Raw genomic sequence first — 14,561 nt, forward strand, 5'->3', positions numbered from 1 at the left:
GAATCGATCGATGGTTTTCCGTAATTTTACCCAAGTTTTCTGCGGCCGATGGCCGATAATTGAAATAGCAGAGCAAATTCGCACGATCGCGAATTGTCAGGGCAAGCGGATCCAACGAGCGACCTGTCCTCGTCCGGCTAGACCAGGGGGGCTGTAACGACGGTGAAACGACTCGCGACGAAAAACTCACGGCGCAAAAAACATCTCGCCACCTCGGTCGTCCTTTTCCTCGCCGCTTGGCTGTTTGGCGTTGCCGTTCCGCCCCTGCTGGCAGCCAACGCACGATCGGTCATCGTCGAACCGTCTGCCGCCGCGACGCCGTGGCTCGAACAGGGACGACGACACTACGAATCGGGCAGGCTCTCGGAAGCCATCGATGCCTGGCAGCAAGCCGCGACCCTATCCGACCGTCAGGGGGCGTTTCTCGATGCGGTCTTAGCCCACAGCTATCTGTCCCTGGCCTATCAAGATTTGGGACATTGGCGTCAAGCGGAGGTCTTGCTCGACCGGGCGATCGAGGCGATCGACCCGACGCGGGACGACTCCCGAGCCAGTGCCGTTTACGCCCAAGCTTTTAACATTTTGGGGAACTTCCAACTCAACCTCGGACGTGCCGAAGCGGCCCTCAACAGTTGGGAACAGGCCGGACGGTGGTACGCCCGAGCTGGGGACGAACTCGGACGACTCGGGGCCGAGATCGATCGCGCTCAAGCGTTACAAGTTTTAGGACTGTACCGGCGATCGCAACTCTTGCTCGACGAGGCCAACGCCGACCTCGCAACCCTACCGGATTCAGCCGTCAAAGCTACGGGACTCCTCAGTTTGGGAAACGCCCTCTACGTCCTCGGCGATCGCCACGAAGCCCGGCGCGTCCTCGAAGACAGTCTCGCCATCGCCCGACGACTCGACGAGACCTTCGACTTCAGCCCGATTTTACTAGCCTTGGGCAACACCGAACGGGCTGACAACAACTTCGAGGCGGCCGCCGACTATTACGACCGGGCTGCTACCGCCGCGACGACCGTATTGGGGCGTATCGAGGCACAAGTCAACAGTGCCAGTTTGTTCGCCCAACAGAAAACTCCCGACGTAGCACTCCCGAGGCTCTCTGCGTTGTACGAGGCGCTCGAAGACCTACCTCCGAGTCGCCGGGGCGTGTACGCTCGGGTGAACTTCACCCAAAGCTGGCTCGAGTTGTCCGAACAAACTCCCGAGTTACCCCTCGACCGAACTACCATCGCCCAACTGTTAGCCGATGCCGTCCTGCAAGCCCGACAACTCGACGATCCCCGCTCTGAGGCTTACGCGTTGGGACAGTTGGGTCGCTTGTACGAGGAAAGCCAGCAGTGGACGGAGGCGCGGCGACTCACCGAACGGGCGCTCTCGGTCGCGCAAACTGTCGATGCTAACGATATCGCCGCCCGCTGGCAATGGCAGCTCGGGCGCGTGTTGAAACAACAGGGAGATTACGAAAGCGCCATCTCGGTTTACAGCAGTGCCCTCGAGAGTTTACAGGGATTGCGGCGAGATTTAGCGGCGATCGCCCCAGAAGCTCAGTTTTCGTTTCGCGACAGCGTCGAGCCGGTGTACCGTCAGTTGGTGGATTTGCTGCTGACGCCGAACGGACCGGATGCGGAGATTCCCCAAGCGAACCTTCAAAAAGCTCGCGAGACCCTCGAAGCGTTGCAACTGGCGGAGTTGGACAACTTTTTCCGAGAAGCCTGTCTCGACGCTCGACCGGTACAAATCGATGCCATCGACGCTAACGCGGTGGTGGTGTACCCGATTGTTTTACCCGATCGCTTAGCCGTTGTTCTCTCGATCCCCGGACAACCGTTACGTCACTATGCCACGCCCGTCTTAGAAGAGGAGATCGATCGCACGCTGGAAGATTGGGTGCAGTACCTGAATCCGATTTTTCCCGAACGCTTGCGCTTGGAACGAGCGCAAACGCTCTACGATTGGCTGATCCGACCGGCTGAATCTTTGCTCGAGCGCCGCGACACCGAGACCTTAGTGTTCGTCCTCGACGGGATGTTACGAAACTTGCCCATGGCCGCTTTGCACGATGGAGAACGCTATTTAATCGAACGTTACGCTGTCGCCCTCGCTCCGAGTTTGCGGTTGTTACGAGGGAACGAGAACGAGTCGTCCGAAATGTCTTTGGCTTTGATGGGAGGACTTTCGGAATCTCGGCGAGGATACGCCGCACTACCGGGCGTCAAGGCAGAAATTCAGAAAATTTCGTCGCTGCTGACGGGAGAAATTCTTTTAGATCGGGAGTTTACCGAAGCGCGAGTTCGTGGACAGGTTCGAGAGCGACCGTTTTCTATCCTTCATTTGGCGACCCACGGACAGTTTAGTTCCGATGCCGAAGAAACCTATTTGGTGACCTGGGATGGCGAAATTAAGGTGAAAGATTTAGATCGGTTGCTGCGATCGCGGGAAACGGGAACGCGGGTTCCCATCGATTTACTGGTTTTGAGTGCCTGTCAGACGGCGGCCGGCGACAAACGGGCGGCGTTGGGACTGGCGGGGTTTGCTGTGAGATCGGGCGCTCGCAGTACCCTCGCGACCCTGTGGGCGGTCAACGATCTCTCGACCCCACAGTTAATGGAGGCGTTTTACGAACACTTACGTCGCCATCCCGAGCGATCGAAAGCGGAGGCGTTGCGACAAGCCCAGTTGACGTTAATTCAAACCTCGCAATACAACCATCCGTTTTATTGGTCGCCGTTTGTTTTAGTGGGAAACTGGCTGTAGAGATCGAGTTTTAAAAACGTTGCGATCGAAATCCTCGATCGCGCGATCGCGACCCGTTTTGACGGGTATCGACTCCTACTCTCTCGAAATATCGAATCTTACACTTTAAACTCGGCTTCAAACAGCGATTCGAGCCGTTCTTACTGAGGGCTTGCTGAATAAGCCTCGAGAGCGAATTTTGATGCCACACACCTTGCCCCAGGTTCGTTTTGGACTCTCGCTTCCCAATTTAATCGGCAATCGCCGACGAAAATGCAAGGTTTTTGAGCCTCTCGATCTCAAAACCTTGCACCTTTTTTTGAAAAAAAGTCCTAAAACCCTTACCAGGTATACATTTCACATTGATTCAGCAAACCCTACTGAGACACAAACACGCAAATTTCAACAGTGCCGGGATCGCAATTTACGCAGTTTCACGTAAAAAAACCAGAGAATTTACGGACGAACGATCGCGTAAGGGGTAAAACCCCCGACGATCGTCAAGACGTGAGTGTAAAGCGAGCGTAAAAATCCGTAAATTATAGCGTGCGATCGCCAAAAAATCGATTATCATGGAACTGTAATTTCTGCCAAAACAAACGAGCGAAGGTGGCGTCATGTTCGAGCAGAACCCCAACTCTCTTTATCGCCTTTTAACAGCAACGCTGGCAGGAACTGTCCTGTTTGGTGCAAGTACGCTCGACGGGGTCGCTAAAACCGCGAAGGCGGACGTGGCAACGAGCCAGTCCGAACGTACGAACGTGCCGGACGTCACCTTCGATCCGCCAACAGACGAGACCTTAGACGATTCGGCCGGCGGTGCGACCCGACCGGCCGCCCTTAAATGTCGGCAAGATCCGACCAGTGAGGTTCCCCTCTCCGCCCTCGTTCCCGATCGCCAAGTGGGATTGACCCTGTCGGAGCGGCCCGAGTTTTTTGCCTACGTGCCGGAAACCCACGCCGAAGCGGCTTACTTCAGCCTCAAAGACGAAGACGATCGCGAAATCTACAGCCGCGAAATTTCCCTAGCCGAGACGCCGGGTATCGTCCGCATCACCTTACCGTCAGACGTGCCGCCGCTAGACTTCGATCGCATCTATCGTTGGCAGCTCGGCATCCTTTGCCAGCCCGCCCAAACCGATCTGCCTTGGATCGAAGGTCGCGTGCGCCGAGTCGCTTCGGCAGTCGAACTCCCACCTCAGTTCGACCGTCTTTCGCGTGTCGAACGAGCGGCTTGGTATGGAGAAGCCGGATTGTGGTACGACACGCTGTCGGCCTTGGCAGGGGAATACACCCATCGTCCCAACAATACTCAGTTGCTTCAAACCTGGGAAAACTTACTTGTCGAAGTGGGGTTAGACCCCATCGCTTCCGAACCAATCGTCAGTTTCTAGCACAGCTTGCCTGACGCCACATCAGAATGTACTTGAAAGTTCGCAAGCGGCTCGAAGGATGGAAAACGAAAACCCCAACGATCGTCGGTTTGGCGGTGGCCGTTGCCACCACAGCGGCTACCGCAACGGGTGCGTTCCAACTCCTCGAATGGGCAGCGCTCGATAGCTTTTTTCGCCTGCGACCCGAGGAAGCGATCGACGCTCGCCTACTCCTCGTCACCATCGACGAAACCGAACTCAAACACTTCCAAGCCTGGCCGCTTCCCGATGCTGCCCTCGATCGCGTCATCAACACCCTACAGCAGCACGAACCCGCCGCCATCGGGCTAGACATCTACCGAGACCTACCCGTCGAACCCGGTCACGCCAAGTTTGTCGAGACGCTGCGAACGACACCGAACCTCATCGGCGTTGAAAAAATTGCCGGAGAACCCGTCGCCCCTCCCCCAACTATCGCCGGGAGCGATCGCGTCGGGTTTGTCGATCTCGTCCTCGATGCCGATGGGAAAATTCGTCGCGCCCTACTCTCTCACCCCGATTCCCAAGGTCAGCTACAACTGAGTTTCGCCGTTCGCTTGGCGACGCTCTACCTCGATCCCCTCGGCGTCAAACTCGAAGCCCTCGGGCGTCGGGGACAACAGCTCGGCTGGGGTCGGGCGCGGTTCGTTCCCCTGCAACCCAACCAAGGCGGTTACGTCAACGCCCCCACCGCTGGCTATCAAATCCTACTGGACTATCGCGGCACGCTCGATCGCTTCGAGCGGGTATCGTTCCTCGAGGTGTTCCGAGACCGCGTTTCTCCCGATCTCGTGCGCGATCGCGTCGTTCTCATCGGCTCGACCGCCACCAGTCTCAACGACTTGTTTTACACTCCCTACAGCACCCCCTTCGTCCCTGAAACCCAACGAACTTCGGGGCTTGTCGTCCACGCGAACATCGTCAGTCAAATTCTCAGCGCAGCCCTCGACGGTCGCTCTCAGTTACGTCCGCTACCGCAATGGGGAACCTGGCTCTGGATCTTCAGCCTCTCTGGAACGACGGCGATCGCCAGTTGGAAAGTCTTGACGCGACATCAGTATGCTTCGGCCGTCCCGATGCTGTGGACGACGGCCGCCGCAGCCGGACTCTTACTAGGCAGTTACGTCGCGTTTCTCTGGGGCTGGTGGGTTCCCGTGGTTTCTCCTCTGTTCGCCCTTTTCACCACGGTCGTCGTCACGACCTCCACCTACAGCTTTCACCTGCAACGGCTCGTGGCCACGGACAGCTTAACGCAAGTGGGCAACCGCTACGCCTGCGATCGCTTTCTCGAACGCGTCTGGACAGACTGTCACAGCCAAGGCGATCGAAATCTCTCGATCGTTCTGTGCGATGTGGATTATTTCAAAAATTACAACGACACCTACGGCCACCCAGCCGGAGATCGCTGCCTCCAAGAAATCGCCCGCACCATTGCTGGATCGGTACGCAGCCAAGATTTCGTCGCACGCTACGGTGGAGAAGAATTCATCGCGATCTTGCCCGAAACCGACCTGCACGACGCCATCAACATCGCTCGCCGCATCTGTCAGAACGTCCGCGCCCTCCATATCGACCACGCTAGCTCGGCGACGAGTCACATCGTCACCCTCAGCTGCGGCGTTGTCAGCAGTCACCATTGCCGGTCGCTTCGGGCGAAAGATCTCGTCGAAGCTGCCGATCGCGCCTTGTATCTGGCGAAGGCAGACGGGCGCGATCGCTACCGTACCTACGTTTATCCCCCAATTCCCCAGCGACCGATATATTAATAAATGTCAGACCGAGCGCAGCGGGGACAACAACCGCAACCACACCGACAGCGCGACATCGGGGGGCGATCGCTTCAATTCTTAAAGCACCAACACGGCCGAACAGGAACGTTGATAGGGAAACCACAACAGCGGTGCGACCCCGCGCCAAGTGGCGCCAGGGAGCGCAAACCTAAAGAGTCGAAATTCTGGCGGTGGCGAGACGGGATCGTCTCGAGCCTCCTCGTCAGTGCGATCGTCGTTGCGATCGAATCGCTTGGGGGACTCCAACTCCTCGAATGGGCTGCCCTCGATCGCCTGTTCCGCCTGCGTCCGCTCGAACCGATCGACGATCGCGTCGTTCTCGTGACCTTGGACGAAACCGACCTGCGAGAGTTCGGTCGCTGGCCGGTTCCCGATCGCGTTCTGGCCGAAATCGTCCGCACGATTTCCGAAGACGACCCCGCCGCTATCGGTGTCAACCTCTATCGGGATTTACCGGTCGAACCCGGCCACGACGCTTGGGTCGAGGTCGCCAACACCACCCCCAACCTCGTCGGCGTCGAAAAAATCGTCGGCGATCCCGTCGCTCCGTCCCCGTACCTCAAACAGCGCGATCTCGTGGGATTTGCCGACTTCGTCCTCGACGGCGACGGCAAAGTTCGCCGCGCCTTGCTCTCTCACCCCGACGCCAGCGGTACTCTACAACAGAGTTTCGCCGTGCGGTTGAGCTTACTCTATCTGAAACAGCGAAACGTCACCCTCGAAGCCCTCGAAGCCGACTCCCGACACCTGCGCCTCGGTCGCGCCGTCTTCTCTCCCCTCAGCGGCCGCGAAAGCGGTTACGCTAACGCCAACGCCGCAGGCTATCAAATTTTGCTCAACTATCGCGGGATGGGCGATCGCTTTCTCCATCTGTCAGTCCGTCGAGTCCTAAACGGACAGTTCGAGCCGGGAACGTTCCGCGATCGCGTCGTCCTCATCGGCACGACCGCCACCAGTCTCAACGACACCACTTACACCCCCTACAGTAGCGGGTGGCTGGCCACGCCCGACGGCGCCCCCAACCTCGTCGTGCAAGCGAACATCGTCAGCCAGATTCTCAGTGCCGCGCTCGAGGGCCGGCCGCTCTTGATGGCGATTCCCCCGTGGCTCGAGTGGGGATGGACGTTCGCGTGGGGCAGTGTCGGGGCGATCGTGGCGGGGTTGGGACTCCGGCGACGACGCCCGCGCCAACCTTCGGCCTCCTGCGTACGATGGGGCATCCTCAGCGGCAGCCTCGTCCTCGTTGCGGGAGTGTTGGGTGCGACGGTAGTGGGAGCGTTTTACGGTGGGGTGTGGCTGCCCGTCGTCGCCCCGGCTGCGGCGTTATGGGGCGTCGCGCTCCTGGCGACCGCTCGACGGCTACGAGAGGACCAACAAGATAGCGATCGCCGCTTGTTACAGTTTCTCGAAGCTTTGCCGGTGGGCATTACCGTGTTAGACGCCGACGGACGAGTGTATTACAGCAACCACACGGCCAAACAAATTCTCGGCGATCGCTTGCTTCCCGGCACAACAGACGAGGGACGCAGCGCCCCCAACACCTACATCAACCAAACCGATTTGGTCTATCCCGAAGACCAATTACCTGCCGTGCGAGCGTTGCAGGGTGCCACGTCTCCCGCGAACGTCTTAGACGTACAGTTGGGGGAGGAGGTCGTCCCCTTGGAAATGTGGGGATCGCCCATCTTCGACCGACAGGGGTGTGTCAGTTTTGCCGTCGTCGCGTTTCAGGACATCGGCGCCCGTCAAAAAGCCGAAGCCGAACAGCAGCGGGCGACGCGGGAGTTGTTCGACCTCAATCGCAATCTCGATCGCGCGTTGGCTGCCGAACAGGATTTAACGGACGCCGCCGGTCGGTTCGTTCCCCACGAGTTCCTCTCGTTTTTGGGATACGAAAGTTTGGTCGACGTTCGGTTGGGTGAGGCGGTCGAGAAAGAAATGTCGGTATTGTTTTCGGATATTCGCGATTTCACGACCCTCTCAGAACAGATGAGTTTGGAGGACAATTTTAAATTTATTAATGCCTATCTCTCGCGCATGGAACCGGCGATTTCTGAGAATCAAGGGTTTATTGATAAGTACATCGGTGACGCCATCATGGCGTTGTTCGGTGAAAGTGCCGACGATGCAGTCAAGGCGGGAATTGCCATGCTCGAACAGCTCGCCGAGTACAACACGACGCGAACGCGTCCCGATCGTCCCCCGTTACGGATCGGTATCGGGATCAATACGGGATCGCTGATGTTGGGAACGGTCGGCGGACTTCACCACATGGACAGTACGGTGATTAGCGATGCCGTGAACTTGTCGGCGCGTATTGAGGAGTTGACGAAAGTTTACGGCGTTCCGTTGTTAATTTCGCACTCGACGTTTTTGCAACTTGAGGATACGAACCGTTATGCGATTCGCTTGATCGATCGCGTTCGTGTGAAGGGAAAATCGGAACAGGTTTCCGTGTTTGAAGTGTTCGATGCCGATGCTCCCGAACTCAAAGCGTCCAAATTGAATAAACGAACGGACTTCGAGCAAGCCGTGATGTTGTATCACTTGAAATCTTACCGAGAAGCGGCTCGATTGTTTCGCCATTGTTTGAAGCACAACGATTGCGATATGGCCAGTCAAATTTATCTCAAACGCTGTCAAGTGCATTTCGACAGTAATGGTAATTTCGAGTAGGCGTCTCGTTCTCTGTCTCCATCCATTGTTGGCTCTATTGAGGGGTAAAACCCCCCAATCTAAGCGAAAACCGAAGGATCGATCGTTTAAATTTCCGCAATATAACGGATGACAAATTGCACCTTTCCTCAGAAAATTGGAGGTAGATCGTTATCTGGGTGTCACAGCGATCGGGGTGCCAAACAATGCAATCTAAACTACAATTTAAAATATTAGTAACGCTACCAATTCTCGCGATGTCAATGGGCGAAAGCCACGGGTTTTATGGGCGATCGCCGTTTGCCGATCGAACGAGCGATCGGCAACCTACAGCCGTTATCGTATCGTTATCCGGAGCGGCTCGGACTTGCTCGCCGACCTTAGCCTGTCAAGTGTTCGAGCCTCGCGACGGGAACGAAGGACAACCCAAAGATACCGTCGGATAGCTCGCTCGGACTCGCGGTGTGGCAGACGCTCGCCTCGAGTGGTGTCGACGCGCCTTCAATAAGGACAACCCAGATCGAAAACGCACTGAAATAGATCGCGGGTGAGGTCAGACATCGCTCCGCTCTCGCTTCGCCTTCCCGTCCCGATGGGTTCGCAAAATGGCAGTATAAAGGAGAATGGCTTTTCCGTTTTCCCGATGCCGTCACAGCGAACGAAACCGAGGAGACTCGCGCGTACTGTCACCGATCGCCTCGCTAAAGCGAAAGCGCTGTTGGAGGTTGAAGGAAACTGGAACCGACAGCAACGCAGCCGTCGCACGCAGCAGCGATCGGCGGATCGGGGGGCAGACCCATCAATGTTCGGTGAAAAAATTCAACAGTGCGTTCGACGGTGGCAAGGGGCGAAACAACGCCAACCAGCAGGTGCGATCGCCACCGCATTAGGAGCCTCGGGCGTTGCGATCGCCGGAACCCTCGCCGGTGCGTTTCAACTGCTCGAATGGGCTGTTCTCGATCGCTTCTTCCAACTCCGACCGCCCGAACCTCAAGACCCTCGCATCGTCCTCGTCACCATCGACGAACGGGACATCACTCATATCGGTCGCTGGCCGATGCCCGATGCCGTGCTGGCCGACCTGTTGTTGAAAATACAAGCCCAACAGCCCGCCTCGATCGGCTTGCATCTCTATCGCGACGTTCCCATCGATCCCGGATACGACAAACTGACTGAAGTTTTACGGACGACGCCCAACCTGATCGGTATGGAAAAGTTCGTCGGTCAGTCTATCTCTCCGCCCCCCGTCCTCAGACAACTCGATCGCGTCGCCTTGGCGGACATGGTTCTCGACCCCGACGGTAAAGTGCGGCGAGGATTGATTTCGATCGAACCGCGAGAGGGAGAGTTGCGGTTGACCTTTGCCGCCAAACTCGCTCTCTTATACCTGCAAGATCGCAATATCGACATCGAACCGGACGAAGACCGTCCGTGGAAAGTTCGCCTCGGACAAGCTCGCATCGAACCCCTTCGAGAAAACGACGGCGGATACGCCAGAATCGATAACGGTGGATATCAAATTCTCCTCAACTATCGAGGGACGCGCCAAGCGTTCCACCGCGTTTCGATGACCGAGGTTCTCGAAGGCAAGGTTCCCTCGGGCTTAATGCGCGATCGCATCGTTATCGTCGGACCGACGGCTGCCAGTCTCAAGGAACAGTACAACACCCCGTTCAGCGATCGCCTCGGCAGCAGCTACACCCAAATGTCGAGTTTGGTCGTTCACGCCAACCTCACCAGCCAACTCCTCAGTGCAGCCCTCGACGGCCGGCGTCTGTTTCGCTATCTCAGCGAACCCGTCGAGTGGCTGTGGGTGTTCCTGTGGGCTGGGGCGGGAACGGTCGTCGGCTGGTACTGGTGGCACACCAGCCAGTTTCGCAGCTATACTTCGCCGGGATGGTGCATTTTAGGGACTTACGCCGTGGCGATCTGTGGCAGTCCTTTACTGATCGGATATGTGGCGTTTCTCAACGGTTGGTGGATTCCCGTGGTGTCGCCCATCGCAGCGGCATCGGTGGCGATCGTTACCGTGTCGTTTCGCAAAACGCACGGGTTGCAGCGACTGGCCACCTCCGACAGCTTGACGCAAGTTGCCAACCGACGCTATTTCGACGCATATCTCCAGCGCACTTGGCAAATCGCCCAACGCAAACAGCAATCGGTTTCGTTGATTTTGTGCGATGTGGATTATTTCAAAAACTATAACGATACCCACGGACATCCTGCGGGCGATCGCTGTTTGCAAGGGGTCGCCCGCGCGATCGTGGGGGCGGTGCGTCGCAGCGATGTCGTCGCGCGTTACGGCGGCGAAGAGTTTGCGGTCGTCCTCCCCGAAACTCACCTCGACGACGCCCTCAAAGTTGCCCGACGCATCCGCGATCGCGTTAACGACTTACACATCGACCACAACGGGTCGCCCGTCGGCCCTTACGTCACGCTCAGTTGTGGGGTGGCGAGCTTGATTCCCAACTCCTCGGCGTCCCTCGAGACTCTGATCCAAACGGCCGACTTGGCTCTATACGACGCGAAAGAGGACGGGCGTAATACGTACTGTTTTCGCCAGTTGTAGTCTGAATTACAGAAATATAACGATACAATGATGAAGCCTGCTTCACGCCGTACGAGTTTGGCGAGACAATGGAGGTAAATAAAGATTCTGCAGTATAGGTTACATCATGTCAGAACAGACGATAGAATCAATTCTTCACGAGCAACGGACGTTTCCCCCAGCCGCAGATTTTGCCGCTAACGCACATATTAAAAGCATGGCCGACTATAAGGCTTTGTGCGATCGCGCGGCAAAAGACCCGGAAGGGTTTTGGGGCGAACTGGCCGAAACCGAACTCGACTGGTTTCAAAAGTGGGAGAACGTCCTCGACTGGCAACCCCCCGTTGCCAAATGGTTTGAGGGAGGCAAACTCAACGTTTCTTACAACTGCCTCGATCGCCACTTGACCACCTGGCGCAAAAACAAAGCCGCGTTGATTTGGGAAGGGGAACCCGGCGACTCGCGCACCCTCACCTACGCCCAACTGCACCGCGAAGTCTGTCAGATGGCCAACGTCATCAAACAGTTCGGCGTGAAAAAAGGCGACGTCGTGGGAATTTATATGCCCATGATTCCCGAAGCGGCGATCGCCATGTTAGCCTGCGCCCGCATCGGTGCCGTTCACAGCGTCGTTTTCGGTGGATTCAGTGCCGAAGCCCTGCGCGATCGCCTCAACGCCGCCGAAGCCAAACTGGTGATTACCGCCGACGGCGGTTTCCGCAAAGATAAAGTCATCACCCTCAAAGACCAAGTCGATAAAGCCCTCGCCGACGACGCCGCCCCCAGCGTCGAAAACGTCCTCGTCGTGCGGCGCATCGAAAAAGACACCCACATGGAAGAGGGTCGAGACCACTGGTGGCACGAAGTCCGTCAAGGCATCTCCGCCCACTGTCCCGCCGAACCGATGGACAGCGAAGATATCCTCTTCATCCTCTACACCAGCGGCAGCACCGGAAAACCGAAAGGCGTCGTCCACACCACCGCCGGATACAACCTCTACGCCCACGTTACCAACAAATGGACGTTCGACCTGAAGGACACCGATATTTTCTGGTGTACCGCCGACGTGGGTTGGATTACCGGACACAGCTATATCGTCTACGGTCCGTTGTCTAACGGGGCGACGACAGTGATGTACGAAGGGGTTCCCCGTCCGTCCAACCCCGGCTGTTTTTGGGATGTCGTGGAAAAATACGGCGTCACGATTTTCTATACCGCCCCCACCGCCATTCGTGCCTTTATTAAAGCCGGAGACAAACATCCCAACGCCCGCGATTTGTCCAGCTTGCGGCTGTTGGGAACGGTGGGCGAACCCATCAACCCGAAAGCTTGGATGTGGTATCACCGAGTCATCGGCGGCGAACGCTGTCCGGTCGTCGATACCTGGTGGCAGACGGAAACGGGCGGTTTCATGATTACGCCGCTACCGGGGGCAACGCCGACGAAACCCGGTTCGGCGACGCTGCCGTTCCCTGGTATTCAAGCGGACGTGCTGGATTTGGACGGAAACGAGATTCCGGCGAACCAGGGCGGATATTTGGTGGTCAAGCATCCCTGGCCGGGCATGATGCGGACGGTGTACGGGGACTTCAACCGTTTCCGCCGTAGCTATTGGGAGCATATCGCTCCGAAAGACGGTCATTATTTCTATTTTGCGGGAGACGGCGCTCGCAAGGACGAGGACGGCTATTTCTGGATTATGGGTCGCGTGGACGACGTGATCAACGTTTCGGGACACCGCCTCGGGACGATGGAAATCGAGTCGGCGTTGGTGTCGCACCCGTCAGTGGCGGAAGCGGCGGTGGTCGGGAAGCCGGACGAGATTAAGGGTGAAAGCATCGTGGCGTTCGTGATGCTGGAGGAGGACTACGAGGCTGGCGACGATTTGGATAAGGCGTTGAAGCAACACGTGGTTGAGGAAATCGGCGCGATCGCCCGTCCGGGTGAGATTCGTTTTTCGGACGATTTGCCGAAAACCCGGTCTGGGAAGATTATGCGTCGGATTCTCCGCAGTCTGGCGTCTGGGGAAGAGATTTCCGGCGATACGTCGACGTTGCAAGACCGCAGCGTGTTAGATAAGTTGCGCGAACGTTAAGTCTTTTCGTCAATTTATTGGTGTGTTAGGGGCGATCGCGGGTTCGTCTCGCTGTTGCCCCTCACGTTCTCCATCTCGTCGGGTTGGGAACGCTCGATAATGGATCGGGAAGTTCGATCGAGTTTCCCGATCCGTTTGGTTTTAGCGATCGCCCTCGTCCTCGTTGTCCGCTTCGAGTATGTCTTCGGCAATGCGATCGAGGCGATCGTTGGCATCTTTTGCCAGTTTCGCCGTCGCCACTTGGGAGAACAAACCCGACACCGCCGACAGACTTCCGTGGGGAATGCGACCTGAGAAAATCAGAGCGACCCCGATGAGAACGACCATCAAACTCGCCCCTTGAGCCGTCCAGTTGAGAAAAAAGGCAAAATTGGCGTGACGCAGACGCAGTTTAATAATTGCTTCGTCGGACTGAAATTTGCGTTTCATGGCGCTTATGGAACTCTACACTGCGATTCTCGAACGGGGTAGGATAGATTTTCGAGGCGGCTTTAAGGCGTAGCCCGATCGACGCCTTGACAAAAAACACAAAATATGTAGTCCAGTGAGGGCATCCAAACAGGGACAAGCGAAAATTGACAGAAAGCTCCACATGGTAACGGATTGCAACGGCGATCGTTATCTAAAAAGCAAAGAGAGTAACGCTGTTATCGACGCTCGCCTTTGGGTGTTGCGACAAGTTCCGCCGTTTAAAAATAAGGAATGGACTTCAAAAACTCGTTTGAATTATCAAACTATTGAAGAGTATTTTGTTCCTCAACTTTTTAAGACCAATCCTTGTTTAAACGGACAAAAAAAGAAATGGTCTGAATTAGAAGACGAGATTCGAGATAATCAAATTGGCATTGTTGGAATTTACGGGAAAACCTGGCAAAAGTTCCATCACGGCAAAGACATTAACGAAACTGCCTTCAAAGCCTATTGTGGAATTTTAGGTTTAGATTGGCAAGATATCATAGATATTGAGATTCCAGTTTGGAAAACGCTGCAAACGCAGCTCCACAAGTTCGACCATCGCGACTGTGTAACCCGTTATTATACGCTCGTTCGGAAATTCAATAATCTCCTAAGCCTTTGCATTCAGTTTAGTCCAGAACAAAAACTCAGTTTTCATTGGCTGTTGCGTTGTTTGCTCGAATCTTCATCAAATCGAAATCGAGTGGCTTACCACGATTTTTATGGCTCTTCCGAACTTAAGATGCAGAATCAATCTGAAAAAATCATAGAAAGCTGACTCCTAAGCTCAAAGTTGCAGAAATTACGAAATCCATAAGCTTTGCGTTTAATCAGCTTTAACTTGTTGTTTAAACCTTCCACAA

The 14,561-nt window shown here is 56.1% G+C and carries 10 protein-coding genes; 8 read left to right on the top strand and 2 right to left on the bottom strand.

The genetic code is table 11. The annotated features are described in order from the left end of the window. Positions 1-162 precede the first annotated feature (162 nt). The 7 genes from POG22_RS12395 (at position 163) to acs (ending at position 13,242) form a co-directional block, all read left to right on the top strand. Entirely contained in the window at positions 163-2,763 is a 2,601-nt protein-coding gene (locus tag POG22_RS12395; protein WP_498905561.1) for a CHAT domain-containing protein, read from the top strand. Positions 2,764-3,359: 596 nt separating this feature from the next. Then, entirely contained in the window at positions 3,360-4,136 is a 777-nt protein-coding gene (locus tag POG22_RS12400) for a DUF928 domain-containing protein (RefSeq protein WP_063715872.1), read from the top strand. A gap of 26 nt (positions 4,137-4,162) precedes the next feature. Further along, positions 4,163-5,920, top strand: coding sequence for a CHASE2 domain-containing protein (locus POG22_RS12405; RefSeq protein WP_498905563.1), 1,758 nt, complete (start codon positions 4,163-4,165; stop codon positions 5,918-5,920). A 3-nt stretch (positions 5,921-5,923) separates the two neighbouring features. After that, positions 5,924-8,620: a CHASE2 domain-containing protein gene (locus tag POG22_RS12410; RefSeq protein WP_498905565.1), complete on the top strand. Its 2,697-nt coding sequence runs from the start codon at positions 5,924-5,926 to the stop codon at positions 8,618-8,620. A gap of 185 nt (positions 8,621-8,805) precedes the next feature. Continuing rightward, positions 8,806-9,045: a hypothetical protein gene (locus POG22_RS12415; RefSeq protein ID WP_498905567.1), complete on the top strand. Its 240-nt coding sequence runs from the start codon at positions 8,806-8,808 to the stop codon at positions 9,043-9,045. A gap of 197 nt (positions 9,046-9,242) precedes the next feature. Further along, positions 9,243-11,168 (top strand): CHASE2 domain-containing protein, encoded by a 1,926-nt coding sequence (locus tag POG22_RS12420; protein WP_498905569.1) that lies wholly within the window; start codon positions 9,243-9,245, stop codon positions 11,166-11,168. Positions 11,169-11,274: 106 nt separating this feature from the next. After that, entirely contained in the window at positions 11,275-13,242 is a 1,968-nt protein-coding gene (gene acs / locus POG22_RS12425) for an acetate--CoA ligase (RefSeq protein ID WP_498905571.1), read from the top strand. Positions 13,243-13,383: 141 nt separating this feature from the next. On the opposite strand, the gene POG22_RS12430 is transcribed toward acs, so the two are convergent. After that, positions 13,384-13,671 carry a TRADD-N-associated membrane domain-containing protein gene (locus POG22_RS12430; RefSeq protein WP_063715868.1) on the bottom strand — a complete coding sequence of 96 codons (288 nt, stop codon included), beginning with the start codon at positions 13,669-13,671 and terminating at the stop codon, positions 13,384-13,386. 163 nt (positions 13,672-13,834) lie between these two features. Here POG22_RS12430 and POG22_RS12435 point away from each other — a divergent pair, with 163 nt between their 5' ends. Further along, a complete protein-coding gene (locus POG22_RS12435; protein ID WP_498905573.1) occupies positions 13,835-14,476 on the top strand; it encodes a hypothetical protein in 642 nt (213 codons plus the stop codon). On the opposite strand, the gene POG22_RS12440 is transcribed toward POG22_RS12435, so the two are convergent. After that, the coding region (locus tag POG22_RS12440; RefSeq protein ID WP_498903168.1) for a transposase at positions 14,449-14,561 on the bottom strand (113 nt) is incomplete at its 5' end. The genes POG22_RS12435 and POG22_RS12440 overlap by 28 nt on opposite strands.

Origin of the sequence: Geitlerinema sp. CS-897, assembly GCF_028368005.1 — a bacterium.
GTDB lineage: Bacteria > Cyanobacteriota > Cyanobacteriia > Cyanobacteriales > Geitlerinemataceae > Baaleninema > Baaleninema simplex.